Here is a 25,410-nt window from a genome sequence, read left to right as displayed (position 1 = left end):
TAAGCCTTCGGGTTTATATCCTTTGATGTTTGGTAGTGAAATCTACTCAAAACGATTTTGGGAGGTTGACTTTGCAAGAGGAATAGCATTAGTCATGATGCTTATCTCAAATTTCATAACTGACCTCCAGTTCTTTCTTGGCTATTCGGACCACAAACTTTTCTGGAAATTCTTCGCATACGCAACCGCATTTCTATTTGTGTCAATTTCTGGTCTCTCTTTATGGATAAGCTATGCAAGGGGACGAAAAAACTATAAAAAGTATTTACTGAGATTCGGGAAGCTCTTTGGACTTGGGATCTTAATAACCCTCACCACATACATTCTTTTAGAGAGAGGAACGATATACTTTGGTATCCTTCACTTCCTCGGAGTTGCGAGCTTGCTAGTAATTCCATTCTACCGCTTAGGGTGGAAAAACCTTCTCATAGCACCGATATTTATACTGGGAAAAGAAATCACCCAGAGCATGACCACAACAACGCTCTTATTGCTCCCTCTAGGAATAATGCCTCAAAACTTTTTTACCCTAGATTACTTCCCAATTTTTCCCTGGTTTGGTGTCTTTTTACTTGGTACTGGAATAGGGGCTTTGTTTTATCCAAAAGGATACAGGAAAATAGAAATAAAAACCCCAAATAACCCCCTTATAGATTTCATATGCTTCATCGGGAGGAACACCCTAAAGATTTACATTCTTCACCAGCCAGTGTTCGTGGGATTGCTATTCCTAGTTTACGGAGGGCTACCAAACTTAGGGGTGTGAAAGTTGTGAAAACCTACGTTAAAAACACTTTGAAAATACTCAGTATACTCGCAGATGAGATAGTTGTAGGAATCTTCCTATTTCTAATTCTCCCTAGAGCCGGGATTAAGGTACCCTTAAAACCAGCACTGGCTGTAATAGGGTTTCTCATTTTCAAAGATGTTATCGCTGTCAAGTTTCTATGGGAGATTTTTGAGAAGAGAATTGAGGTCGGCCCTGAAGCCCTAGTTGGCAAAGAGGCTGTGGTTATAGAAGAGCTAAACCCCAAGGGTATAGTAAAAGTAGGAAATGAGCTATGGATGGCAGAGTGCATAAATGGAATGGCAAAGAAAAACGAGAGTGTGAGAATAGTCAAAGTGAAGGGCACTAAGCTTCTCGTGGAACACCAAGAGTAGTTAAAATCATTGCAATCTCTTCTGGGTTACGAGTGGTGAAGGCTACATCAAGACCCCTTTTGTGGATGGTGATACATCCCTCTGCGGGAAAGTTGAACCTTATTGGAGCCCAACACCCTATCCAGCCTTCTTTAACCTCAAAGCTCTCGATATCCTCAATTTTTATTGTTTTTCTAATTATAATCCCTAAAGTGCCACGAAGTCTTATTTCCCGCTCGTCTATCTCAATTTTAAACATAAGAAGATCAATAAGGATTAAAATAACAATCGTAGAAATCACGACCATTATCTCAAAGCCCTCTCCCGCAGTATAAGTACCCCAGAGTCCACCAAAAAGACCGACGAATCCAGGAACAGCTAAAAAGAGCATGAGCTTGCTAAATCGTCTTTCTTCATAGAGCATAGGGCATCAAAAAGAAAAAGGGTTAAAATTTAATAAAACTTTCCCATGTCTTAGTATCCTTAAGACCATGTCCCGTAGCTACCACAACTACTCTTTCGTCTTTATCGATTATTCCTTCTTCCCTCATCTGCCTTGCAAGGGCAAGGGCAGTTGAAGAGGATGGTTCAACAAAAAGACCTTCCTTTCCAAGCAATAAACCAGCATTCATAGCTTCTTCATTTGTTACGATACCTAGGTGTCCTTTACTCTCCTCTATAGCCCTTAGAACATTTTCTCCATCTACAGGTGCTTTAACGGCTATTGCTGATGCTACTGTAGGCTTCTTCTCCTTTCTTGGCTTAATAGGCATTTTCTCTTTCCAGGCCTTTACTATGGCATCATAACCTTCCACTTGGACTCCCGCAATCTTTGGCAACCTTTCAATAAGACCCACTTTGTAGAACTCCTTTGCAGCCTTCCAGATAGCCCTTAAATGAGTTCCCGCCCCAATAGGAACAACGATCCAATCAGGAGGATCAAAGCGAAGTTGATCAAAGATTTCAAATGCCGTACTCTTTTGACCCTCGACCCTATAATGATAATTGCCCGTTAAGTAATACTCTTCTTCCTTTGCCATCCTTTCACTCTCTGCAAGGGCCTCGTCATAGGTAGTTCCATGTATCTTTATTTTTGCCCCATAAACCACAGCTTGAACTAATTTACCTACTGGAGTTCCTTCTGGAACTACTATTGTCACCTCAACTCCTGCTTTAGAACCATAAGCAGAGATACTAGCAGCCATGTTGCCTGTGGAAGCAACCACAACTTTTCTTGCGTGAAATTCCAAAGCCTTTGTTATTTCAACACTTGAACCCCTGTCCTTAAAGGCACCAGTTGGATTCTCTCCTTCATTCTTTATGTAAAGTCTTCCAAAACCAAGTTTTTTCTCAAGGTTTTTTACCCTATAAAGCCTTGTACCGCCTTCATTTAAGCTCACAATCTTTCTTAGATTTGAAACTGGATAAAACATCCAATATTTCCATAATCTCGGAGCCTCCCTAAACCATGCATCATTATCCTCTATAAGCTCCCTTATTCCTTCGTAATCGTATTGAACATCAAGTGGAGCTCCACACTCTCTACATTTATAGACACCACTTGCCAGGGAATATTCTCTACCACATTTTGTGCATTTTAACATAGTTTCAAACATTTTAACCACCTCATATTTTACCAGATGAACTTTACATACTAGTCTTAGATGTCTGCATTCTGCCTTAAAGAGAGGCTTTTCTAAGGGATTATAAAGATTGAGCGCTAACAAACGTACGAGCATGCACTTTTATGTGCTCTCAGCTACATAAGAATAGAAATTTGTCTACCTGTACTTCAGCACATGAATATCCCTAACTACTCGATGCCTTTCTTCAAAGTCTGTGTATCTTGCCATAACCTCAAAACCAAGCTTTCCAAGCCATTTTCTTTCTTTTCTATAAATCCTGCCATCATTGAGCTTATAAGCTGGAAATACAAAAACAACCCTTCCATGTCTCTTTAGAACATCACCAAAACTATCAAAGACACTATAGTAAAACCTGTCAAGCTCATTTGCAAGTTTTATTGCTTCTCCCTTAGTGGGGTGATACTTTAAGGGTTTGCCCATATAAGGCTCGGTAACTATTGCATCAAATTTGACTCTAAAGCAATGCTTGAGCTTTCTTGCATCACAAACTTCGAGATGCGCACTCCTCTTAGTTCTAAATTCCTTTTTCAACCATTTTAAGTTCTCTTTGGCCCCATGGATTGCTTTGGGATTGGAATCACTCCCATAAGCATTAAGACCTTGAAGCAAGAACTCCTGCACTATTGTCCCTATACCACAGAATGGATCAAGAAAGTTACCTTGCCTGATTTCGGTTAGATTTACCATTATTCTAGCCAAACGTGGGGGTATTGAAAGAATCGCCCTCTGCACAGGCCTTTCAACATCGAGCTTTTTAAGCTCAAAGGGATCTGCTACAGCAATTGTCTCTCCCACATAGAGATTTCCCCCAAAGATAAAGACAAAGTCCTTAACTTCTGGAAAACCTTTTAAAACAAGTTCCGATGGCATTGCATAGACCTTAGCAGGTTTAAAGAACTTGGAAGAACCTTGAGATTTAAAATGTTTCTTTATCTCACTCCCAAGTTTTCTCCAAAGCTTCCAATCATCTTTTCCGTAAATGCTCACGGTAAAATGCTTGGCATATTCCAGATCCCGTATCGCTTCTTCCTCCTCTCCAATAATCTTCACAAGCTTTAAAGAGCCGCCAAGTCTATGAAAAAGTCGTTCTACGCTTTTACCACTATCAAAAACCATCCAATGTCTAGAACTTTCAATGATTTTAATCTTTAATCCAAATCTCTTTGTAAATGCCCAAAATTCGGCTTCACTGAGCTTTGGGTTCTTTCCATAAATGATTGCATACATGATGGGAACTTTATCGGCGCATTTAAAAATCTTTGGAAGAGGAATGCTTAAATTACTCTTCACTAATAAAATGTGGGATGCCCCATGAGTCTTGAAGAGCTTTACCGATATCTTCGGTGGAGAATGGATCCAGATGATGAAAGAGCAGTAATGAGGTTTTGGAGAATAGTTAAAGCTTTTGAAGTCTTAAAAGAGAAGAATTTACTCCCCACAAATCCAAGAGTCTTAGACATCTGTGCCGGCACAGGAATAGCGGGAGTTGCCATGGCAAAAGCAACGAATGCAAAAGCCCTGACTGTTCTTGATGCGAGAAGAGAGGATCTCAAAAAAGTCGAAAAATGGGTTGAGATAGCTGATTTAGACTTAAAACCTGAAGTCATCGTTGGAGATGCAAGAGAAGTCTCAAAACTCGTCGGTGAGCATGATATAGCTCTTCTCTGGGGCCTGACAATGCCACATTTTGATGCCTTTGATGCCGTAAAATTGTTCATAAATGTCGCCTTAACCCTAAGTGAGGATGGAGTCTTTCTTCTTGAGGAAGCTGACAGAGTTTATGGAATATTCTATCAAGTTGGATACAAAGATATGCTCGTTGAAACCAAAACAGAGGAATACGCTCTTATATCAGTTCACGAAGGTTACGATCCAATTAGAGGTGTTTTCAAAAGAACTTACTACAAGCTTCCCGGCTTTGAAAAAGTAACAGAACAAGAACATAGACTCTGGGACATTGCCTCTCAACTTGCACTTGGGAGCATCTTCTTTAGAGAACACCGACTTATTTCCAAAATGGAACATGGTGTAACAGGAGTCTCTAACATAATATACCTAAAAAACCCCAGAAAGAAAATAGCGAAGGAGCTGGAGGAAGGTTAAATGCTCTTTGAGATAGAAATTCCAACAAGGAAAGAGTTTGAACTTATTGATATAACCTCTCTGATAAATGAAAAAATAAAGGAAGCAAATGTTAAGGACGGAATTGCAGTTATTTTTACTAGACATACGACCACGGCACTCTTCATTAACGAAAACGAAAGTGGCTTAGTTACTGACATTAAAGAGTTTTTTGAAAAGCTAGTTCCAAAGGGACAAGGCTATCACCACGACAGAATAGACAATAACGCCCATTCTCACCTGAGGAGCATAATCTTAAACCCGAGCATTGCAATCCCCATAAAGGACGGAAGACTTTTGCTAGGAACATGGCAGAGCATAATTTTTACCGAGCTGGACGGTCCAAGGAGAAGGAGAATTTTTGTGAAGATATGTGAATGCTAAGCCTACTAGTTTTTGTTTTTATAATTTTCTTGGCTTGAATTATAGCTCCTTAATTATTAAAAATGACCATTTTTGACCACTATTTCCTTGTAATTTGAGCACCCCATTACTAATTGGTGATGTGAGATGGTTAGTTTCGAGAGTTTGAGAAAGTTTTGGGAGCAGGAGAGAAGACCCGAACTTCAGAGAGAACATGCAAAATACGAGGCAATGAACTTCCAAAGAAGAATGCTTTAGCGCTCATAAAAAATTAAGCCAGAGAAAAGGCTCTGGCATGACCTCATTTTTTATTTATCTCAAAGAGATCCAGAGAGGATATTTTGGGACGACGCCTCAATTATCTGCCAACTAGCCGGAAATCCCCCAATTCATCATGCCTAATCCAAAATAACGAACGAAAGTTTTATTATGTCAAAAATCGAACTGAATATAAGATAATATCACTCTAATAAATTATGTTCCTCTGATTACTGATCATTTCTAATCAGAAACCCTATATGGTTTGAGCAATAATAGATAGTAGTGGGATGAAGATGCCAGAAGACCAAGATGTGGAGAAGCTATCAGAAGAGGTCAAAACCCTAAGGAAGGCCCTTAATGAACTTATGAAGAGTTTTGAACTAGTTTCTAGTCTGGCTGAGAACTATCTCCGCCTAATAAACATATACGCTCAATACGGAGGACTAGGAATAGATGTAGTCGTCCCCCAACTACGACATGACCCCATTGCAAGAGAAATTGTGAAGATTCTTTTTGATCTAAAAAGTGCCAATATAAGCCAGATAGCCCAAGAATTAAAGAAAAGAAGAGGGAAAGCATCAAGAAATACTGTTAGAGAGAAACTCCACCACTTGATTGAGCTCAACATTGTCGAAGAAGCTAAAGGAGAGAGAGGAAACACTTATGCCCTTAAGAAAGAAGTGCTCAATAAGTGGTTTGATTTGATCGGAATCCCCATTAAGTTTGACCAAACAAAATAATTATTGAGGTGATTGATATGGAATTTGATGAAAAATTTGGAGAAGAAATAAAGAAAAAAATTGAAGAAGCCATGGAAAGTGAGATAGGAGCAAAGAAATTTATTGAACAAACCATCAGAGAACTCACACGAGAACTTAAAGAAGCAAAAAGTGAAGAAGATATAGAACTTATTGAAAGAAAAATCGAAGTTCTGGATGAGATGCTACGCGAAATGAAAGGTAAAAAGGGAAAAGAAGACGCAGAAGAACTAGAAGAAGTTCTCAGTACAGTCTCAGAGCATTTACCAAAAATAATGGACTCAATTTTTGGTCCCATAAAAGGACTTCTAAACGATGTATATGATCCAGAGAAGGCAGAAAAGTTTGGAAAGAATGTGGCCAACTTTTACAAAGAACTTGTGGGTGCGGGAATGGATCCAGATAAGGCCTTTGAACTTACAAAAGAATACATGGAGAGTATGAATGTTATTAAGACCCTAGTAGGGGCATTCATGAAAGAAAAAATGGGTAAACTCGAAGGGCTCAAAGAGCTCCAAAACCTTGGAAAGAAAAAAAGAAGAGATATAGAAGTTGAGGAGGAGTTTGAGGAGGAACTCTGATGGTTCTTTCGCTCTTTTTATCCTCTCTAAGGTTAATGTTGCTTCTACCTAAAATGCTGTGGCAGTTTGCAGGAATGAAAAGAGCAATTAATAAAGGCAAAAGAAAATTCAGAAAAAGCTTAATTAAAAATGGAATTCCCAAAGAGCTTGCAGAAGAACTTGTAAAAGACTATGCAGTTATGGACGAGTTATTAAACATTAAAGACCTTCTAAAAATTGCAAAGACTACTACTTCCTGGCATATTGAGCATAATATGCCAAAGCCTCCAAAAGCTCGTTAAATCCCTCATATGTGACCAAAGAAAGCATTATCGGTTTTTGTTCAAGTCTTTTCTTGATGAGTTCCCCAAGTTCTTCTACTTGTTCCCTTGGCACCAAGTCTATTTTGTTTACTACCACAATAATTGGTTTTTCATATCTAAACTTTAAGAGGTGATGAAGCTTTTCCATCCCTCTATGCAAGCCATATTGAGCGTCTATCATATGTATAACTACATCAGCTGAAATAATCTCGCTCAAAAGTTCTTTGAATTTCTCTTCACTCAAGACTTTTCCTCTCAATTCATGCTGGGGGTCATATAGTCCAGCTGTATCTATTAAAACCAATTCATCTACTCCACCAAATGGATTTTTCATGCTTTTTGGTATCTTAACTTTTCCAAAAGCCCTTCTAATGGCCGCCTTAGTTGTTCCAGGGACTGGCATAGTCTCAGAAATTTTTCTACCGAGAAGGGCATTCATAAGAGTAGACTTCCCAACATTCTCAGCACCAATAATCGCAACCTTTATCATATCTCACCACCAAATTATCCTCACGATGACTATATTATAAGGGTGATGGAAAAATGCCCAAACGAGTTAAGTTCGGTCATAACTATTATTATATCCTCAGCATCGATGAATTGAAAGATGGCAAATTTCGCGGGAAGAATATCATGATAGAAGGCATTATAGAGGATAAAGCAACTATAGAGTTTCTCCCAATGGAGCTTCCAAGTTATCGAACTACTTTTCACATAGGTGGTCTTAAGATAGAGTTTTCTGGAACACCAAATATAGGAAAAGGAGAGCTGGTTAAGATTTATGGACGATTCATCGGTGATGGAATAATCGCAAGGGCTATCGAAACAGAAAAAGCCCTGTATATAACGGAGGAGTAATAATGCTGGATACGTTCATCGAGGCAGGAAAATTGAAAAAACTCCCGAGAATGGGGTGGTTGCTTAGAGGAGTTCCACACCCAGAAAGTGTTGCAGAACATTGCTTTCGTGTTGCTCTTATAACACTATTCTTAGCAGATGAACTTAAGAAAAGAGGAGTTTCGATTAACGCAGAAAGAGCTCTTAAGATAGCTCTTCTTCATGATCTTGCGGAAGCGAAAATAACAGACCTACCTCTAGAGGCCCAACATTATGTGGATAAGAAAAAAGCTGAAAGAAAAGCAATGGTAGACATTCTTGGGGCCGAGAAAGTAGAATATTTCGAACTCTTTCGAGAGTATGAAGAAGAAAAAAGCCTTGAAGGAAGGCTTGTAAAGTTTGCTGATAAATTAGAAATGATTCTCCAGGCTTGGGAATATGAAAAGGCCGGAATTAAAGGATTAGATGAATTCTGGAATGCCTTAGAATATTTAGAACAGAGTGAATTCCACAAATATTTTGGAGAACTAATTGAAGAACTCAAAAAACTGAAAGGTTATTAATCTCAAAAGCTATTTTTCTTGGTGAGTATTGTGGCACTTGAAAAGCTTGGGGAAAATTTATATCTTTATCCCGGGAGTCCCTCCACACTAATAAAAATCGGTGAAAGAACTGTAATAACTGACCCAGGCCACGGGAGTAAGAGGCATAAGGAACTTAGAAGAGAACTCAGAAAACTTGGTGTAGAGATCGAATATATGCTCGCCACCCATGGACACGCAGATCATCTAGCAATTGCCCCAAAACTCAAAAAGCCCCTCTTCATTCATAGGTATGAATTCTCAATCGCCGAGAGTCCTCTTAATAGAGAACTACTAACTTTTGGGTCAAAAGCACCCAAGGGTTTTTTAGTGTATCAGTTTCCTCAAGAGGTGAAAGTTTATGGTGTTTTTGAATGGGGAGATGAACTCTTTGGACTCAGAACAATCGAACTTCCTGGACATTCTCCAGGAATGACCGGTTTCTTTGATGAGGAAAACGCGGTTCTCTATGCTGGAGATAGTTTCTTTGGAGAGAAAGTAATCCAGTCTGTTGGATTACCCTACCTAGTGGAGTCAGATCTCTTCAAAGAGTCCATAAAAAGACTTATGGAGTACGCTGAAGAAGGCCTCCTCCTGATTCCCTCACATGGAAAAGCTGTAAAGGGAGAAAATGCCACAAACCTTCTTGAGCTGAATCTCAAACGAGTTGAAGAGGGAGAAGAAAGAATCCTTGAACTCTTAAAAGAGCCAAAAAGTGTAAGTGAGCTTAGTTATGCCCTTGCAAAAGAGTTTGAAGCCAAGATAACTCCACAAATATTGGCCCTAAACCAAGTCCCTATAAGGGCAATGATAGCAAGTCTCTACAACAGAGATCTCATAGAACCTGTAGTAGAAAAGGATCTTAAGTGGAAAACCAAATCCTAATCTCCATTGGTAGAGCAAAGATAGTAATAAGGACAGAACTTGCACGTATAGTCTCTCCAGCCTTCTGGTGGAATGTCCCTTTCATAATACATTTTTATTTTATAGAATTGCTTTACTGTCTCTTTGAAGAGCTTTTCGTCATATGGGACTTCAAAGGCTTTGAAGTTTCTTCCCTTAACTATTGGAAATCTCGAAAAATCAATCCCTCCTAAAATTTTTTTGGGCTCTTCATGGAGTTTAACATAATAAAGATACCCATATTCACTCTCGGCCCATCTTAAGTAGACATTCAACTGGGCCAAGTGATACTCATATGGGATTCGAGGAAGAGAAGTTTTCCCCTTTATCTCAATGGGAAAATTCCTATAAGCATCTATCCTTCCATGGATTTCAAGTCCAAGCCTAGGAGACTTCAAGACAATGTGCTTTTCAAGTTCAAAGCCAAACCTCCGCTTAAGGACTTCCCCAAGAACATTGTGAGTATTAACTCCCTGTTCAAGTCTGACCCTGACAAACTCGGGCCATTTTTCTTTATATCCTTTAAGACGGAAATATATTCTTCTAGGGCATGTCATCGCTTCGCTAGCATAAAATTCTAGCAGTTCACTCATTCAAGCTCCCCCTAAATTTTAAAGGGCCTTGTTAAACGCGTCAGCTAATACCGACGTCATCATTAACTCAGACTGGGCAAGGCCCATCATCCGCTAATCAAAATAAGACTTAGAGGTTTAAAATATTTGAGGTAAAAAGAAAAATTAACTTCTACTTTTTAACAGAGAGCCCTTCTTTATTGAGTAGCTCAGTCCATAGGCAGGCCAGAGACCAGGCGGCATTGAGTAGTGGTGAAGGTTTCTAAGAATCTTTTCTGCATGTTCTCTACTGTCCGAAATTACTCTAAGTTTATCCTTTGTTAATTCGACTGTACCGTTTGGTAACTTCAGAATAACTCTATTCCCAACTATCTCTGGTTTAGCCCTCATTAAAAGAGCCCTCAAATCTCTATATGCGTCCTCTGTTATCCTTTGCTCAATGACGCTTTCTTTTCTCTTCGATTTTAAAATCTTGCTCAACCAAAAACTACTCGAAGATTCATCATCCATTGTTAAACTCTACCTCCGGTGAGGTTCTCAAATGATTATGAGGAACCCTTCTTTTTAAGCTTTTTCTATCGTTTTTTGCCGAAATGACCAATTTATATCCAAGTTTTGTTTTTCTTCTCTACCAGAAAACAAAATAAAGAAAACAATATAAACCCCCTTTCAAATTCCCTCTGATGCCAAAGAGAACTCAGCTTATAAAACCCAGGATAAGAGAGATACTAAGTAGAAAACTCCCTCCAGAGTTAGTTAACCTTCTCCCAAAACATTGGGTCCAGCTAGGAGACATTTTAATTCTCCCCCTCAGAGAAGAACTCCTCCCGTACAAAAAGGAAATAGCAGAAGCCTATGCAAAGGTCCTAGGTGTTAAAACCGTCTTAAGGAAGGGAAAAATAGGTGGAGAGTTTAGGGAGACAAACTATGAGATAATCTATGGGAATGATCCAGTGACAATACACAAGGAAAACGGTATTCTATACAAGTTCGACGCTTCCAAAGTTATGTTCTCTCCAGCCAATGTGAAAGAAAGGGTTAGGATGGCAAGCATAGCTAACCCAAACGAATTAGTGGTTGATATGTTCGCAGGAATCGGCCATTTAAGCTTACCAATAGCAAAACACTGTAGAGCTAGAGTGATAGCCATCGAAAAAAGCCCTTACACATTCCAGTTTTTAGTTGAGAACATTGAACTTAACAAAGTTCAGGACAGAATGACCGCATATAACATCGATAATCGTGAATTTAAGGGAGAGAATATAGCGGATAGAATCCTCATGGGATACGTTGTTAAAACTCACGAATTTATTCCAAAGGCTTTAGAGATAGCAAAAAATGAAGCAATAATCCACTACCATAACACAGTTCCAGAGAAATTGATGCCGAGAGAGCCGTTTGCAACTTTTCAGAAAATGGCCAATGAGCAGGGATACGAAACAGAACTCTTAGAAAGTAGAATACTAAAGCGTTATGCTCCAGGAGTTTGGCATGTTGTTTTAGACATTAAAGTGTTTAAGAAATAGAGCTCTCGTAAGTAGCAAATACCGTATAACACCCTTTCTCATCCTCTTCTATCGTGATGGATTTTAGTGAAATCCCATATCCATTAACGAGCTCTTTAACAACCTCTGGAACCTCTTCGAGGAATGCTTTCTTCTTAATTGTTATTTTCATAAACCCACCATCTCATCAAAAAACGTCAAGTTTTTAATGCTTTTCTATAAGGTTTCTTCGGTGAGAGAATGAAATACAGCTGGGAAGAATTTGCGAGAAAAATGGGTGTAGAGCCTCAAATTTTGGAAAATAGAGAGGCTAGATTATTAAAAAAATTCGTGGACGATTTAGTACCCCCCACTCATTGTATAGGGTGTCAAGGGCTAGATTTGAGTATAGAAAATCCCGTTCACCATCCGAGTTATGAGCTTACTCCAGCATGTAATCACGACTGTATCTTTTGTTACTCAAATGTTGCCCTAAAGTTGGGAAAGGCACCAAAATCAGGTTATTATGGATGGGAAAACCCATATGCGATTACAGTTTCCCAGTATGGAGAACCCCTCATAAGTCCGAAAATAATAGAAGTTAATAGGATGCTCCGTGAAAGATTTCCAAATGCGAGATTAGATTTACAAACAAATGGCTCACTATTAACGGAGGAACTATGGGAAAAGTTAGACTTTGATCTGGTGATGATTAGTTTGGATGCCGCTTCAAGAGAGAAGCATAAAATGATAACTAATGCTGATACCTTTGATAAGGTCGTGAATGCCCTTAGGATAGTGGGAAGGGATAAAAGCGTTCGTTCCATCGTAAGAACTATCTTCATGCCAGGTATAAACGATGAAGATATTCCAAAAATAGCAGAATTAGCAGCTTCTCTAGGCATAGATGAAATGATGCTTCAGCCTTTGACAGTTCATGAACTTAACGAAGAAAGATTAAAAAAAGCAGGACTTGACTTTGAAAAAGCAGAGAGCATAAAGGAATACCTAAAAACTGCCATGGAAGCAAAGAAATATATTGACGTTAGAATAAGTGGTTGCCAACTGACCATTTACAGAACTATGGATCCCCTTACACTCTTCAGCGCAAAGAGAATTGGGAGAGATGTTGCTCCAATAGTAAAAAGAAAGAGAACAGAAATTGAAGAAACATGTGATGGAGCAATCAGGTTCAAGGTACATGGAGTAAAGCTAAACGACATCGTATCAAGAATAAAGGCACTTGGCATCGACTATGAGTCCAGCAAGAGTTATATACGATTTTGGGATGGAAATGCGGAGATAATGATCTTCAAGACAGGAAAAGTTCTGATAAAAGGAGCTAATGAAGAAACAGCTAAAGAGATCCGCATAAAGTACTTCGGTGAATGACATGCTCAAATGTTCACTTTGCATATATGATGAAAGAACAGCAAAGATTAGAATCGTAGATGGAAAGGCTCTATGCAAAGAATGCATACACTATCTTGCTCATAGACCTGATAAAGATAAGATAAGGAGAGAACTAGAAGCACTAATGGCAAATGTAGATAGAGCCATAGTCGCTTTTTCTGGAGGAAAAGATAGCACTGTTGCTCTTTATCTTGCAAAAGAATTTTATAATGTTGAAGTTGAGGCTGTGATGGTTGATCATGGATTCATAGCAAAAGAGGCTATAGCAAATGCTAAAAGAATAGCCCAGTACTTGGATGTTCCTTTAACCATTCTCCGATATGATTACTCTGATATCTTTAAAGAAGCATTCCTCAAAGCTAAGTCCCCATGTAAGAAATGTTCATCCAGAACTATGAGAAGACTTAGAAAATATGCTCTAAAAAAGGGAATCAAGTATATAATCACGGGGCATGAACTTCCCTTTGGTCATCACCCCTATAGATTAATGAGCGATGGAATTATTCAGATTCGACTGTTAAGTCTTATGACAGAGAAAGAAAGATTTAAGATTCTTGAAAAACTCCCCTTTAAGTTTCCAGAGCTAGCGGGCTATACAACAAATTGCCTTGTTCTGGGGCCTGCTCTCAAGAGATATTATGAGAAACACGGTTACAGCTTTGAGATGCGGAGGATGGCGGCTTTAGTTAGGTTTGGACTCATAGACAAAGAAAAGGCCCTAAAGAAAGTAAATAAGCCTGAAATACCAGAAGAAATTGAGAAGGAGATATATACAAAGCTTGGATTAACTCATCCAAGTCTTGAAGAATGAGACTTTCATGGATGTAGAACACCATCAAAAAAAGCTTAATATATTCTTAAGACAAAATCTAGGCACTGGGAGAAACATGAAGGCAGAAGGGATTATATGGGTAAGTGTGACATTAATAATTATTTACCTAGCATGGAAAATAATAGCTCCTCTGTTATCAGCAATATTCTTTGCCGCTGTATTGTCCTATGCAGTCTTGCCACTTCACAAACGCCTTTCAAAAAGAATTGACCGTAAAAAAGCAGCCTTAACACTCACTATACTCTTAATAGCACTCTCCATACTAATAACAGTTGAAGTGGTGCTAATAATAAAAGACCTCGTCTTTTCCTTCTACAAAGATATAATGAACTTTGTTTCATGGAGTTTAAAGCTTGAGCTTCCCTTTGGAACCCATGATATCCTTCAAAAGATATACAATCAGCTGACCCCAAAATTAACGGAATACGTTCAGAGTTATGCTTTTTCAATCCCAAAGTACCTTCTTCAGTTGGCTATCTTTCTCACTGTATTTTACACATTTCTTGCAAACTCCGAAGAAATAAGACAACAAATACATGCTCTAATTCCAGGAGGGCATGAAGACTTAGGAAAGAAACTCTTAAGAAGAGCCGACGTTACCCTACAAGCCCTCATCCGAGCGTGGCTTCTCCTTAACATTGCTAAAGGGATTTTCATGACCCTTGGGTTTTGGGGATTTGGGATTACGGAGTTCTCAACAGCCCTGCTACTGGGATTACTAACCATACTCTTCAGCTTTATTCCCCTATTCGAGGGATGGATGATATGGCTTGTTGGAGCGTTATATATGATAAAAAATGGAATGATTCTCAAAGGAGTCCTCCTTTCAATATACGGTGCAACCCTAGTATCCCCTATACCAGATTTCACCATAAGACCAAAATTGGTTGCTAAAGAGGCAAAACTAGATGAAACAATGGTACTTGTAGGGATGATTGGTGGGGTATGGAGTTTTGGAATAAAGGGACTAATAATCGGCCCAATAGTGTTAAACTTAGTAGTAGCTCTATTAAAAGAATGGAAAAGAGTTAAAGCTCTGTAGAGTCTATAATATTTGCTCCCTTTTCTTTTAACTCTTTTAAGGCTTTTTCTTCGTCTTCTGCATTTATGCCCTTTATTGCGTCTTGGAGAAGATAAACTTCAAAGCCTTCCTTTAATGCATCTAAGGCTGTTGCTCTAACACAGTACTCAGTTGCAACCCCGCAGAGGTAGACTTTTTTAACCCCTCTCTCTTTAAGGATTTTAGCCAAGTCCGTCCCTTCAAAACCCGAATAGGCCTCTTTATCTGGTTCATCTGCTTTCGAGATTATTATCGCATCCTCGGGAAGTTCAACTACTATCTCTGCACCTTTAGTGTTTTGGACACAGTGCTTGGGCCATGGTCCACCCCTCTCCTTGAAACTCACATGATTGGGCGGATGCCAATCTCTGGTGGCAACTATTAGTGACCCCCTTTTCTTAAACCTCTTAACAAGATCCTCAATCTTTGGGATTATCTTGTCCCCTTCTGGCACTGGCAACGCTCCCCCAGGCATAAAATCCCTCTGCATATCAACTATTATCAAAGCCTCCATCTCTATTCCTCCAGTTTATCTTTAAATCTAGACATATCAATTCCCTTATCAACCCCATAAAGATATGCAAGAATCTTTTTGTCCAGCTCACCATATCTCTCAGAGAATTTCTCTAAATCCTCAAGAACCTCAAGGTGACTCCATCCTAACTGTTGAGCAATGTAATTTATCATCTCACCAAATACATCTTCATGGGTCTCTACTTCTTTAAGAGCCTCTTCATTAATTATAAGTTTCTCTCCTCTTTGTTCAATTATCCCTCTTTTTATCGCTTCATCAACGAGGTTTTTAGCCTCAATGTAATCCATAAGGCCAAGTTTGAGCACAAGCGTGCCGATTAACTCAGGCTTTGAGAATTCATTTGAACCCTTATAGAGAATAGCATGTCTCAAAGCTTCCACGGATTCCACCAATTATAAATAAGAACTCAAAAAATAAAAAGTTTTGCAAATTGACCTCCTTCCTGCCCTAATGGACGAAGTCTAATGATGTATCACGGACCAACTCCGCCTCCACCCCAGAAAAACATTTCAAATGGGAAATCAAAGAGTTCTGAGAGTCTCCCTCCAGGGGATTGTGGATAGAAAAGATAGGCTGTTCTGAGCTCTTTTACCTGCTTTCCTTCCACTTCATAGATATGAAGCTTTACCACTGGTAAAAATAGGTATCCTTGAGCGATTACCACTTGATCGACCCTCCTGACTATTAGGCCCTCCTTTTTTGAATCTAGGAGTTTGTAACCTTTTAACAACCCACTTGAAGGAGCACCAAGCTTTTGAATTCCTTCAATATCAAACCTGTAAAATTCATCAACTTTCATATCTTCAAAAACTTCTGTAGAAGTTAGATGGGTTCCAGTCATGGTGAATGAATACAGAGAGAGATAATAGTCCGTTGCCTTAAAAGCTGAAACGGACCAAACCAAAAGGCCTATGAGAAGCCAAGGGAGAAAACGCTTAAAAAATGGCCAAAGCCCACCTCTTATATCAGTAAATTTAAACTCCTTTTTTAGTAAATAATTTCTATTAAGATAAGCGCCATAGAGTATTATTCCCAAGCCACCAATATAATAAAATGCTATCGTGATGAGATAAGCCCCATATTCTGGACCATGTTCAAGGTACACCATTTTTCCCACCTCAGATAATAAAATCCTATAAAATTTAAAAACTTTTTCAACAATGTAAAAGTTTATATTTTAGTGGATTAAAATGGACTGGGGTGATATAAATGGAACAAAGGACCCACCGTTTAACTTCAAAAGACCTCGTTGGAAAAGTGAGAAAGATTGGAGAGGGATACGCAGAGGTTGAGCTTAAGGCCATAGAAGAAATGAGAGTAGATGAATACGGATTAATTCATGGGGGTTTTACATTTGGTCTTGCAGATTATGCAGCAATGCTTGCAGTTAACGAACCCACGGTAGTACTGGGAAAGGCAGAGGTAAAGTTCACCAAACCCGTTAAGATTGGGGATAACCTATTAGCTAAAGCAAAAGTTGTGGAAGATTTGGGCAAAAAGAAAATTGTTCACACTGAAGTTTTCAACCAAAGCAACGAGAAAGTACTAGAAGGAACATTTTACTGTTACGTCTTGGAAAAACATGTATTAGAGCAAAAATAAGAGAGGTCTGCTCTAGAACATTTGGTCAAATTAAGTTTTTTGTTTTTAAGATTGTCACCCTAGTTAATCTCTTTCATTGCCTTCTCAATTAAGTATAGAATTATCATCCTTTGAAACAGTGGAATAAATGGAATCCTTACGATCAGGCCTTTTAGTATCTCGTTTTCTTCATAAATCAGAATAGACTCCATTCCATCGCCAACGAGGATTCCTTTTACCTTGTAAGGTGTCTCACTCGAGAATAGGGCTCTCGCAAGTACTTCTTTAAAATTCTCCAGCCCATCACTTAAAATATCCTCAAGCTGTGTGCAAGTTACTTCTCCAAATCTACCTAGGACATTAGTATAACGTTTGTTTTTCTCTAAAAGAAGAATTTTTACATCCAATCCTTTATACTTCGCCTTTTCAAAAGCTTTCTTAAACTTTAAGGCTACTTTTATGTCCACAAAAGCCGTCACAAACTCTTTTTCGGATCTCTCTACCAAGTCCTCCACTTTAGTTTTTATGTTCCACTCCCCTTGGAGATACCAGATAGGTGACCATTCCTCTCTATGTTCCTTTTGATAGCTCTTCAACTTTATTATAACATCCTCTGCAGATTTAATGTATTCGTCTCTCAGCGAGGCGATTACCTTTTCAGGTTCAACTGCCTTAAAGTAGGTGGGATTTCCCTCGCTTATGTCCACAAAACCCTTCTTATGAAGTTCTTTTAAGACATCATAAACCCTTGGTCTCGGGACTTCACTTTCCTTGGCTATTTCACTTGCTTTTGACGGTCCAAGAATAGCCAAAGTAGCATAGACCCTAGCTTCGTATTCTTTAAGGCCCAGAAGCTTGAGCTTCTCAATAACTATCTCATCATCTACAGCCATTTTATTCACCTTTTAATCTTGTAACTCAATTAGTTACAACAATTTTATATATTTTTCCATAAAACCTATCCATGTGATAAGAGTGGGCAATATGAATGAGGAGAAATATGCAAAAAATCAAAAAGAAAGCTTGAAAATAAGAATCACAAGAAAGTTTGTTTCGTTTATTCTTCCTGACGTTCAAAAGCTCGTGCCTAGAAACACTCCATTAGTTGAGCCCTCTCCAACTTCTCCAATAGGCATGAGGGTTCCAGAAGTCATTGCTGTTAGCGGAAAGATTGGTTGGCATGCATTAAAACTCTTCACAGTTCTCCCCTACATTCTAAAGACAGCCTTTTATGCTCGGAGGTCTGTGAGAAGCATAAAGAAAAATCCTCCTAGTGCCAAGAAGAAGGCAGGTGGAAAGTTCTTCAAGGAATTAGAATTATATGCAAAAAAGCTAGGAATATCTGCCATTGGCTACACTGAAATCCCAAGAGAGTATGTTTTCAGAAACAGAGCCCTTCTTTTCAAGAATGCAATTGTCTTGATAATGGACATGGATAAAGAGAAAATAAACAAAGCCCCAGGCATAACGGCAGGTAAAGAAGTATGGAGAACCTATGCTGAACTCAGCAAGGCCGTTTACAAGCTGGCAGAGTTCATAAGAAAACACGGATACAACGCACAGCCCGATCCTCCTATCGGCGGCAGCACAAATTTTGTTTTACTTGCTCAAAAAGCTGGGCTCGGCTATATTGGAAAACATGGGCTCCTAATCTCCGAGAAAAATGGCCCATCTCAAAGAATCGCGGCTATATACACGGATTTAGAGCTCCCATTTACCGATTCCAACGTAGACAAGTACTCATGGATCCCAGAGTTCTGCAAAGTCTGCAATCGCTGTGTCTTTGCATGTCCGGCTAAAGCTATACATTTGGAACCTAAAATTCTGCCAAACGGACGTAGGAAGTACATAGACTATGAAAAGTGCGCGGTAGTCTTCTCTAGAACTCTTGGGTGTGGTGTTTGTATTAAGGAATGCACCTTCTTTAAGACCGACTTTGAGAAGATAAGAATAGCTTACGAAAAACTTTCGAACAAATACACTAGAAAAACCCTCAAAAAGACATAAATATACCCTCTTCTTTGTCAGCTAAATGCATAAACTTTTTAACTTTAATATCGAAATTCGATATCGTGATCCGATATGATGAGACGTCTCATTCTCGGGTTTATGGGTCTACATATTCTTCACCATGCAAGCAAAGAACCCATAAGTGGAAGCTTTATGATGAAAGAACTCAAGAAACATGGTTATAATGTCAGTCCTGGGACAATATATCCACTACTCCAAAAAATGGAGAGTTTAGGACTCTTAAAGAGTCATTGGGAAATACGAAATGGGAGACGTATCAGGTTCTATGAAATAACTCCTAAAGGTTTTCAGATGCTTGAGGAGGGAAAAAAGAGAATAAGAGAGCTTTGTACGGAGATTTTGGGTGATTCACATGAGTGATGAAAGAAAGAAAATTTTTGGAATAAGTTGGAACGTATTCATCCTCGGCCTTGTAAGCTTTTTAAATGACATGAGCAGTGAAATGATAGCACCAATAGTCCCCACGTATTTAACAGACGTTCTTGGGATTGGAAAGGCCGTGAGTGGTTCAATAATGGGACTCATAGAGAGTTTAAGTTCACTATTTAAAGTTCTTTTTGGCTACATAAGTGATGTTTTTAGGAAAAGAAAAGTATTTGTTGCTCTTGGTTACCTACTCTCAACAATATCAAAAGGTGCTTTAGCATTTACACGCTCATGGTGGGATTTTTTAACTCTCAGAGTTCTTGATAGGGTTGGAAAAGGCATAAGAACGGCCCCTAGGGATGCCCTTATAGCTGAATCAAGTGAAAAAGGGAAAAGTGGAAGATCATTTGGTTTCCACAGAATGATGGATACTCTTGGAGCCGTGGCTGGACCATTAGTTGCAATAGGTTTGCTAGCTCTCTTAAAGAATTACCCAATACGAGTAGCATACCAATATGTATTTTTGCTTTCAGCCATTCCAGGTGTTGTAGGTATCTTGCTAGTAGTGTTTTTGGTTAAAGATAAGGGTGAAGAGGTTAAGAAAAAGATAAAAGGAATCTCTGCTCTTAAAAGCCGAAATCTACGGATGTTCTTAGGAATAGTTGCTCTTGGGGCTCTTGGGAGATACAGCTATGCATTCACACTTTGGAAGGCTAAGGAACTGGGCTATTCTGTTGTCCAAGGTCTTGGCTTTTATGCAATCTTCAATGCAATTTATGCTTTCTCAGCATACCCCATAGGATACTACTCAGATAAGGTCAGTAAAAAAAGTATCATAACTCTCGGCTTCGGAGTAGCAGCCCTAGCTTCACTATTATTTGCATATTCAAAAAGCCTACCTATGCTTTTGGCAGCATTCATCTTTTATGGCATTTATATAGCCATTGAAGACACAATCCCACGAGCATATATGGCAGATCTTGCAAAGGATTTCGAAAAAGGAACAGTTATCGGAGCATATCATACGGTTTTTGGAATATTCGTATTTCCTGCATCAATAATAGTAGGTTATCTTTGGCAAGAGTACTCCCTTAAGATAGGCTTCCTCTACGCAGCAATCATTAATCTTCTTGCTATGATATTAATGATGACTTTTGTACAAGATTAAACTTGTCATTTTTCTATTATTTTCATCCCCAATAAAAATAAATGACAATAATTCTTCCTGTTTTCAAGAGAGCGTTGTCAGAAAGACTAAAAAGGAAATACGCAAAGAAAAATAGGAGGTCAAAGAATGAAAAGAATTTTAATCATTGGCACCGGTGGTACAATTGCAAGTACAAAGACTGAAGCAGGCTATAAAAGTGTCTTCAGTGTGGACGAGATTCTCAATCTAGCCGGAATAAAATTAAAAAATGGATATAAAATAGACAGAACCAATATTCTGAACCTAGACAGCACTTTAATACAACCTGAAGATTGGGAACTTATAGCTAAAGAAGTTTTCAAAGCTCTTGATGAATACGATGGGATAGTTATAACCCACGGAACTGATACTCTAGGCTATACAGCTTCAATGCTAAGTTTCATGTTAAGAAACGTTAACAAGCCGGTTGTGTTAACCGGTTCTATGTTGCCAATTACAGAAAAGGGGAGTGACGCCCCCAGGAATCTCAAAGCTGCCATAAAGTTTGCAATGGAAGAGGTTGCAGGAGTTTTCGTTGCTTTCATGGACAAAATAATGCTTGGATGCAGAGCCTCTAAGGTTAGGGCTTTGGGACTAAACGCTTTCATGAGTATAAACTATCCCGATGTTGCCTATATAAAGGGAGAAAAAATTTTGTATAACATCCCTAAAGAAAAATTCAGACCAAATGGTGAGCCTCAACTGGATATAAAATACGACCCACGGGTTGTGTTTTTAAGAATCATTCCTGGACTAGGCGAGGATGTTATAGAGGCTATCATTAACACAGGATATAGAGGGATAGTTCTAGAAGGATACGGGGCTGGAGGCATTCCGTATAGAAAGAGAAATCTACTGGATAAAATAAAAGAAATTGCCCCAAAAATCCCAGTAGTGATGACAACCCAAGCCATCCACGATGGGGTTGATATGACAAGATACGAAGTAGGACGAAAGGCATTAGCGACTGGGATCATCCCTGCAAAAGATATGACAAAGGAAGCAACTGTTACAAAACTTATGTGGGCGCTTGGACACACGAAAGATGTGGAAGAAGTAAGAAAAATAATGCACACGAACTACGTAAATGAAATAGAAGGTTAAGCCTTTTCTAGCATCTCCACTATTTCTGGGGTTATCGCGAGAGGTTTTTTCACCTCATACACGTCTGCAACTTCCCAAATAACATCTCCTTTGTTAATTGCTTTGACATAGCGCTCTGCAAGCTCTTGAGCTTTCTCAAGAGAATCAGCCTCAATGATCCTCCTTACATACCATTTTCTTGAGCCATATCTAAGTTTAAACTCGGCCATGTACATGGTTACCACCCATAAGAAGTTGTTTCAAAAATATAAAAAACTTAAGCCCTAAGTTTTCTTTAACTTTATCACTTGTTTTGCAAATTCCTCAAGAACTTCCTTTCTTTTGCCCTCAAAGAACTTTATTGAACCTGCAAAGCTGTGACCACCACCCTCAATCCCAGCATCTGGTAGTTTTTCCTGAAGTACTTTTATTATGAGATTTAAATCAAAATTATAAACCTGCATCCCGTCACTTGCTCTAACTACTGCAAAGTCTGGCCCATATGCAAGGGTTAAAATCGGGCTATCCTCACCATGCTGCTCTTTGAAATAGTCATGGATTAGTCCACTGAGCTTTCCTGGAGCAGGATACTCAAACTTCGGAGCGTACAGCTCAATATCTATTGTGTTAAACCTTATTCCATTTGGTAGCACAATGCTCTTAACATGAGGTAATGACGCTTTCAATGCTTTTTCCTGCTTTTCCACTACCTCTGGGTAGATAGAGTCTATTAACTTTCTATGCCTTTGTAGATTACCCGTGAGAAGAAGTATTTCATCTATGATACCGTGTCCATCCATAAATTTCCAGTAGTATGATTCATGATCAATGACTTCTGCTATCTTCTTGAGGTCCTCTTCTTCGAGACCTTTTACCTCTTTCGCAATTTTCAAGTATTGCTCAAACTCTGGAGCATCGCTCCTATCTCCAGTTCCAGCTATTGCTGGAAGATGACGAATTCTCTCCTCAACTGGAGGATATATAAAGCGTGCTAATTCAGTGGCAAGCATTCCCGCTGTTAATTCATAATAACCCCTCTTCACTAGGTGGGGGTTCACATGAACATCTACATATTCATCAACAGCCGCCTTATCTTCACTTATGAATTCTCTCGGATCATGATGATCAACGACAACTATTGGGACCCCATAAGCCTTTATACGCTTGTATGCGGGAATATCCTCTACTGTTCCTCCGTTATCTACTATAACAAGAAGTGGAAGTGGATCGCCAAACCTCTCATGGTCCTCAATCATGAAAATTATGTCTTTAAGCACATCTTCAAGTTCATAAAAGGGAGCCCTGCTCGGCCTTCTCTTAAAGAACTTCCATTTTGCTTGGGGATCTGGTGAAAATTCCTCCAGAAGAGGTACGATAGCATATTCAAGTGCAAGGCCAGCAGTATATCCATCTGTGTCAGCATGATGTCTCACAATTATTGGCCTTCCCTCAAAAACGGCCTTTCTGATTATAAACGCGGCTTGCATAATCTTGGGTTTTAACTTCTCTAAAACTTCACTTTTAATAAGAAAGCCAACGTCTTCAGGTTGTGCCCTTTTGTTAAGCTCTTCTTCAATCTTCTTTTTAACCTCTGCTGCATCAGGGCCCCAAAGGCGAGACATATCGCTGGTCTCTATTTGAATTTCTCCTGCATGGAAGGAAACCTTTCCAATTATCTCAACTATGTCTCCCACTTCAATATTTGGATACGCTCTCACTCCAGGAGCCTCGAAGGCAGCTGCCCACGTTACACCCGTTCCATCGGTTATCGTGAAAACCGTTGGACCTCCAGTAACCTGAATTTGAGTCACTTTGCCTCTAATCCTAATAGTTTTTCCGGCCATTTCCTTGGTTAACTCTCCAATCTCTGTAATTGGAAGCTCTTTTCTTACATAGACCTCTTTATAGTGTCTTAAAGCAGACTCTATGAGATCCACCTCTTTTTTCTCTGGCCTCACATCCAAAACTTGGGTTAGTATCTCCTCTCCTGGTTTGTACTCTCGTCTGCCGAGAAGATCTTTTTTCTTTATTAAACCTGTTATATGCGGATTAAGACCTACAAAGACTCCAAAACGTTCCACTCTCTCAATAACACCCTTGTAAACCTTCCCAACTTCCACATCTTCATAGTCACAGGTCTTGTCTAGAATATAAACTACTTTATATCTCCTTTCACACTCAGAACATACCCAAGAAGACTCCATCCCAGGTTCCCAAGGCTCTTTAATTTTCCCACAGATATCACACGCTAAAACTCTTCCTGTTCCCCCGCATGTAGGGCATGTATCATAGACAGGTACAACACCTTTTCCATGACATTCAGGACATGGAATTTCATCCACTTCATCCTCTACTCCGAAGTACTCAAGATTACGATAACCTTTAAGCTTATCCCCCACTTTGAAATCCGCAGATACATATCCCCACCCATTACAAATTTCACACTCTTTCTCACCGCTCTTTACTTTCCCGCTTCCATAGCATTCGGGACAATCTTTAACCACCATCTCTCACACCTCTCACAAACTTAGAAGGGACTATTCAATGAGACCAACCGAAACTTATAACTCTTTCCTTAATCTTCCTTGGCAAACAATACCCAAAAAGTTATCATGGAAAGCGCATAGAGGCCCCCGGTTATGAAAAAGGGCATTGTTAAAGAGAGATCAAATATTCTTCCCCCAATAAGTTGGCCTATACCGAAAGTAGCTGTCCAAGATAGGTTCCTCAAGGCCAAAGCTGTTGCCCTCTCTTCTTTGGTAAAGAAACGCATCATGAAGGCATCCCATATTGGGTTAACAATGTTCATAAAAATCGTTCTAATAGTATATATGAATGCGGCCACAGGGAAAGTTGGAGAAAAAGGCATCATCAATATCAAAGCAGTTGCACTGCCATTAAAGCCCACTATTGTCTTTACACTTCCAAACTTATCTGCTATCATCGGAAGGGTAAATGTTCCAATTCCCATTATAAACTGTTGAAGTGCAAAAAGTCCACCAATACTTTCCAAGCTAGTCCCAAATCGCTTGTTGAACCATAAGCCCATATAAGGAATCGTAACTCCAGCACCAAGGCCTATTAAAGCCGATGGAAGGGAGAATTTAAGAATCTTGACCATAAGTTCTCTCTCGAGCTTAAGTCTCTTTTCCTCTCTTCCCAAAACTGGTGAAACAAGGAAAATAAAGATTCCTTGGATTGGGATTAATAAAGCAACGAATAAAAGAGTCATCTTATAAGGGTTCGGACCATCTAGGAGCTTTGGTAACAAGCCACCCAGATACATACCTAATGCTGCCCCAATTGTTCCCAACGCAGCATTTAAACTAAAAAGATAATGTCTTTTCTCCTCACTTACCTCTTCACTCAAGAGAGACATTAATGCAGGCCCTTCTAATGCCATGCCAATACCAAATATTGCTGACGCTAGGGCAAAAGCCCAAAATTGGGGCACAAAAACCTGGAGGAGCCTACCAATAAAAAATAGGCCCACTGCTACTAAAATTGTCCTTCTATACCCTAACTTAACGCTTATTTGTCCCGAAGCTAAAAGCAAGGAGGCTTGGAATATTGTTGAAATGGAAAAGAGAACACCAATTTTAGAAAAGTTCATTCCAAGGGAGGAGTAATAAAAAGGAAGTATAAACCACGCTATATTTCCACCTAACCAGCCCATAAAGGAATAAACTATGACAAGTTTTGCATCTCTGCTAAAACCACGATAGTTCTGAATCGACATCATGATTGCTCCTATTTATCCGTTTATAAATCTAT

General features: G+C 39.2%; 32 protein-coding genes and 1 pseudogene. 19 read left to right on the top strand and 14 right to left on the bottom strand.

Translation table 11 applies throughout. The features are described 5' to 3' along the window. The first annotated feature begins 25 nt into the window (after positions 1-25). Both EP1X_RS07175 and EP1X_RS07170 read left to right on the top strand, forming a co-directional pair. A complete protein-coding gene (locus tag EP1X_RS07175; RefSeq protein ID WP_055283157.1) occupies positions 26-766 on the top strand; it encodes a heparan-alpha-glucosaminide N-acetyltransferase in 741 nt (246 codons plus the stop codon). A 5-nt stretch (positions 767-771) separates the two neighbouring features. After that, on the top strand, positions 772-1,161 hold the full coding sequence (locus EP1X_RS07170; RefSeq protein WP_055283156.1) for an NfeD family protein: 390 nt from the start codon (positions 772-774) through the stop codon (positions 1,159-1,161). Here the strand turns inward: EP1X_RS07170 and EP1X_RS07165 are convergent. From EP1X_RS07165 to EP1X_RS07155, 3 genes are all read right to left on the bottom strand, one after another. Next, positions 1,133-1,564 carry a hypothetical protein gene (locus tag EP1X_RS07165; protein ID WP_055283106.1) on the bottom strand — a complete coding sequence of 144 codons (432 nt, stop codon included), beginning with the start codon at positions 1,562-1,564 and terminating at the stop codon, positions 1,133-1,135. The genes EP1X_RS07170 and EP1X_RS07165 overlap by 29 nt on opposite strands. Positions 1,565-1,586: 22 nt before the next feature. Further along, the gene (thrC, locus tag EP1X_RS07160; protein ID WP_055283105.1) at positions 1,587-2,756 is read right to left on the bottom strand and encodes a threonine synthase; all 1,170 of its coding nucleotides are present in this window, start codon (positions 2,754-2,756) and stop codon (positions 1,587-1,589) included. A 165-nt stretch (positions 2,757-2,921) separates the two neighbouring features. Beyond that, positions 2,922-4,013, bottom strand: coding sequence for a TRM11 family methyltransferase (locus EP1X_RS07155; RefSeq protein ID WP_055283154.1), 1,092 nt, complete (start codon positions 4,011-4,013; stop codon positions 2,922-2,924). 84 nt (positions 4,014-4,097) lie between these two features. Between EP1X_RS07155 and EP1X_RS07150 the strand changes: the two genes are divergently transcribed. The 5 genes from EP1X_RS07150 (at position 4,098) to EP1X_RS07130 (ending at position 7,151) form a co-directional block, all read left to right on the top strand. Then, positions 4,098-4,889: a class I SAM-dependent methyltransferase gene (locus EP1X_RS07150; protein ID WP_055283103.1), complete on the top strand. Its 792-nt coding sequence runs from the start codon at positions 4,098-4,100 to the stop codon at positions 4,887-4,889. Then, entirely contained in the window at positions 4,890-5,291 is a 402-nt protein-coding gene (locus EP1X_RS07145; protein WP_055283102.1) for a secondary thiamine-phosphate synthase enzyme YjbQ, read from the top strand. Positions 5,292-5,824: 533 nt separating this feature from the next. Then, entirely contained in the window at positions 5,825-6,271 is a 447-nt protein-coding gene (locus tag EP1X_RS07140; protein WP_055283100.1) for a BlaI/MecI/CopY family transcriptional regulator, read from the top strand. Between the two features lie 17 nt (positions 6,272-6,288). Then, positions 6,289-6,870, top strand: coding sequence for a hypothetical protein (locus EP1X_RS07135; protein WP_055283098.1), 582 nt, complete (start codon positions 6,289-6,291; stop codon positions 6,868-6,870). After that, positions 6,870-7,151: a hypothetical protein gene (locus EP1X_RS07130; protein WP_055283096.1), complete on the top strand. Its 282-nt coding sequence runs from the start codon at positions 6,870-6,872 to the stop codon at positions 7,149-7,151. Before EP1X_RS07135 ends, EP1X_RS07130 begins: the two co-directional genes overlap by 1 nt. Here the strand turns inward: EP1X_RS07130 and EP1X_RS07125 are convergent. Then, entirely contained in the window at positions 7,099-7,662 is a 564-nt protein-coding gene (locus EP1X_RS07125; protein WP_055283094.1) for an Era-like GTP-binding protein, read from the bottom strand. The two genes, EP1X_RS07130 and EP1X_RS07125, sit on opposite strands and share 53 nt — an antisense overlap. Before the next feature lie 53 nt (positions 7,663-7,715). On the opposite strand from EP1X_RS07125, the gene EP1X_RS07120 reads away from it, so the two are divergent. From EP1X_RS07120 to EP1X_RS07110, 3 genes are read left to right on the top strand one after another with little or no spacing between them, the layout of a single operon-like run. Beyond that, positions 7,716-8,030: a hypothetical protein gene (locus EP1X_RS07120; RefSeq protein WP_055283092.1), complete on the top strand. Its 315-nt coding sequence runs from the start codon at positions 7,716-7,718 to the stop codon at positions 8,028-8,030. Positions 8,031-8,032: 2 nt separating this feature from the next. Beyond that, complete coding sequence (locus EP1X_RS07115; protein ID WP_055283090.1) at positions 8,033-8,572, top strand: HD family hydrolase; 540 nt, start codon at positions 8,033-8,035, stop codon at positions 8,570-8,572. Positions 8,573-8,602: 30 nt separating this feature from the next. Further along, positions 8,603-9,475, top strand: a complete 873-nt coding sequence (locus EP1X_RS07110; RefSeq protein WP_055283088.1) for an MBL fold metallo-hydrolase — start codon at positions 8,603-8,605, stop codon at positions 9,473-9,475. Here the strand turns inward: EP1X_RS07110 and cas4 are convergent. Next, complete coding sequence (gene cas4 / locus EP1X_RS07105) at positions 9,472-10,086, bottom strand: CRISPR-associated protein Cas4 (protein ID WP_055283086.1); 615 nt, start codon at positions 10,084-10,086, stop codon at positions 9,472-9,474. The genes EP1X_RS07110 and cas4 overlap by 4 nt on opposite strands. Positions 10,087-10,230: 144 nt before the next feature. After that, positions 10,231-10,575 carry a hypothetical protein gene (locus EP1X_RS07100; protein WP_055283083.1) on the bottom strand — a complete coding sequence of 115 codons (345 nt, stop codon included), beginning with the start codon at positions 10,573-10,575 and terminating at the stop codon, positions 10,231-10,233. 173 nt (positions 10,576-10,748) lie between these two features. Here EP1X_RS07100 and EP1X_RS07095 point away from each other — a divergent pair, with 173 nt between their 5' ends. Next, entirely contained in the window at positions 10,749-11,591 is an 843-nt protein-coding gene (locus EP1X_RS07095; RefSeq protein ID WP_055283081.1) for a class I SAM-dependent methyltransferase family protein, read from the top strand. Here EP1X_RS07095 and EP1X_RS10145 read toward each other — a convergent pair. Beyond that, on the bottom strand, positions 11,581-11,742 hold the full coding sequence (locus EP1X_RS10145; RefSeq protein ID WP_172672607.1) for a hypothetical protein: 162 nt from the start codon (positions 11,740-11,742) through the stop codon (positions 11,581-11,583). The genes EP1X_RS07095 and EP1X_RS10145 overlap by 11 nt on opposite strands. A 68-nt stretch (positions 11,743-11,810) precedes the next feature. On the opposite strand from EP1X_RS10145, the pseudogene EP1X_RS07090 reads away from it, so the two are divergent. The 3 genes and pseudogenes from EP1X_RS07090 to EP1X_RS07080 form a co-directional block, all read left to right on the top strand. After that, positions 11,811-12,704, top strand: a pseudogene (locus EP1X_RS07090) (radical SAM protein); the annotation flags it as partial. Positions 12,705-12,942: 238 nt separating this feature from the next. Further along, positions 12,943-13,773: a 7-cyano-7-deazaguanine synthase gene (locus tag EP1X_RS07085; protein WP_055283076.1), complete on the top strand. Its 831-nt coding sequence runs from the start codon at positions 12,943-12,945 to the stop codon at positions 13,771-13,773. 76 nt (positions 13,774-13,849) lie between these two features. Then, entirely contained in the window at positions 13,850-14,836 is a 987-nt protein-coding gene (locus EP1X_RS07080) for an AI-2E family transporter (RefSeq protein ID WP_055283152.1), read from the top strand. On the opposite strand, the gene EP1X_RS07075 is transcribed toward EP1X_RS07080, so the two are convergent. The 3 genes from EP1X_RS07075 to EP1X_RS07065 all read right to left on the bottom strand — a co-directional run bounded on the left by EP1X_RS07075 (position 14,823) and on the right by EP1X_RS07065 (position 16,497). After that, the gene (locus EP1X_RS07075; RefSeq protein WP_055283074.1) at positions 14,823-15,368 is read right to left on the bottom strand and encodes a nicotinamidase; all 546 of its coding nucleotides are present in this window, start codon (positions 15,366-15,368) and stop codon (positions 14,823-14,825) included. The genes EP1X_RS07080 and EP1X_RS07075 overlap by 14 nt on opposite strands. Positions 15,369-15,370: 2 nt before the next feature. Continuing rightward, a complete protein-coding gene (locus tag EP1X_RS07070; protein WP_055283072.1) occupies positions 15,371-15,778 on the bottom strand; it encodes a DUF2240 family protein in 408 nt (135 codons plus the stop codon). An 83-nt stretch (positions 15,779-15,861) separates the two neighbouring features. Next, positions 15,862-16,497: a hypothetical protein gene (locus EP1X_RS07065; RefSeq protein WP_055283070.1), complete on the bottom strand. Its 636-nt coding sequence runs from the start codon at positions 16,495-16,497 to the stop codon at positions 15,862-15,864. A 101-nt stretch (positions 16,498-16,598) separates the two neighbouring features. Here EP1X_RS07065 and EP1X_RS07060 point away from each other — a divergent pair, with 101 nt between their 5' ends. Beyond that, positions 16,599-16,991, top strand: coding sequence for a PaaI family thioesterase (locus tag EP1X_RS07060; RefSeq protein WP_055283068.1), 393 nt, complete (start codon positions 16,599-16,601; stop codon positions 16,989-16,991). A gap of 59 nt (positions 16,992-17,050) precedes the next feature. Here the strand turns inward: EP1X_RS07060 and EP1X_RS07055 are convergent, their stop codons facing one another. Beyond that, complete coding sequence (locus tag EP1X_RS07055; RefSeq protein WP_055283066.1) at positions 17,051-17,863, bottom strand: TrmB family transcriptional regulator; 813 nt, start codon at positions 17,861-17,863, stop codon at positions 17,051-17,053. 91 nt (positions 17,864-17,954) lie between these two features. Here EP1X_RS07055 and EP1X_RS07050 point away from each other — a divergent pair, with 91 nt between their 5' ends. The 4 genes from EP1X_RS07050 (at position 17,955) to EP1X_RS07035 (ending at position 21,657) form a co-directional block, all read left to right on the top strand. Beyond that, positions 17,955-18,977, top strand: coding sequence for a 4Fe-4S dicluster domain-containing protein (locus EP1X_RS07050; RefSeq protein ID WP_055283064.1), 1,023 nt, complete (start codon positions 17,955-17,957; stop codon positions 18,975-18,977). A 75-nt stretch (positions 18,978-19,052) separates the two neighbouring features. Continuing rightward, positions 19,053-19,361, top strand: a complete 309-nt coding sequence (locus tag EP1X_RS07045; RefSeq protein WP_055283062.1) for a PadR family transcriptional regulator — start codon at positions 19,053-19,055, stop codon at positions 19,359-19,361. Next, positions 19,354-20,535, top strand: coding sequence for an MFS transporter (locus EP1X_RS07040; RefSeq protein ID WP_055283060.1), 1,182 nt, complete (start codon positions 19,354-19,356; stop codon positions 20,533-20,535). Before EP1X_RS07045 ends, EP1X_RS07040 begins: the two co-directional genes overlap by 8 nt. A gap of 126 nt (positions 20,536-20,661) precedes the next feature. Continuing rightward, a complete protein-coding gene (locus EP1X_RS07035; RefSeq protein WP_055283058.1) occupies positions 20,662-21,657 on the top strand; it encodes an asparaginase in 996 nt (331 codons plus the stop codon). Here EP1X_RS07035 and EP1X_RS07030 read toward each other — a convergent pair. The 3 genes from EP1X_RS07030 to EP1X_RS07020 form a co-directional block, all read right to left on the bottom strand. Beyond that, a complete protein-coding gene (locus tag EP1X_RS07030; RefSeq protein WP_055283056.1) occupies positions 21,654-21,872 on the bottom strand; it encodes a hypothetical protein in 219 nt (72 codons plus the stop codon). The genes EP1X_RS07035 and EP1X_RS07030 overlap by 4 nt on opposite strands. A gap of 48 nt (positions 21,873-21,920) precedes the next feature. Next, positions 21,921-24,143: a DHH family phosphoesterase gene (locus EP1X_RS07025; RefSeq protein ID WP_055283054.1), complete on the bottom strand. Its 2,223-nt coding sequence runs from the start codon at positions 24,141-24,143 to the stop codon at positions 21,921-21,923. A 68-nt stretch (positions 24,144-24,211) separates the two neighbouring features. Further along, a complete protein-coding gene (locus EP1X_RS07020) occupies positions 24,212-25,375 on the bottom strand; it encodes an MFS transporter (protein WP_055283052.1) in 1,164 nt (387 codons plus the stop codon). Between the last annotated feature and the right edge of the window lie 35 nt (positions 25,376-25,410).

The organism is Thermococcus sp. EP1 (assembly GCF_001317345.1).
Lineage (GTDB): Archaea > Methanobacteriota_B > Thermococci > Thermococcales > Thermococcaceae > Thermococcus_A.
The sequence above is the reverse complement of the archived record's forward strand: the minus strand, read 5'-3'. Positions and strand labels throughout refer to the sequence as shown.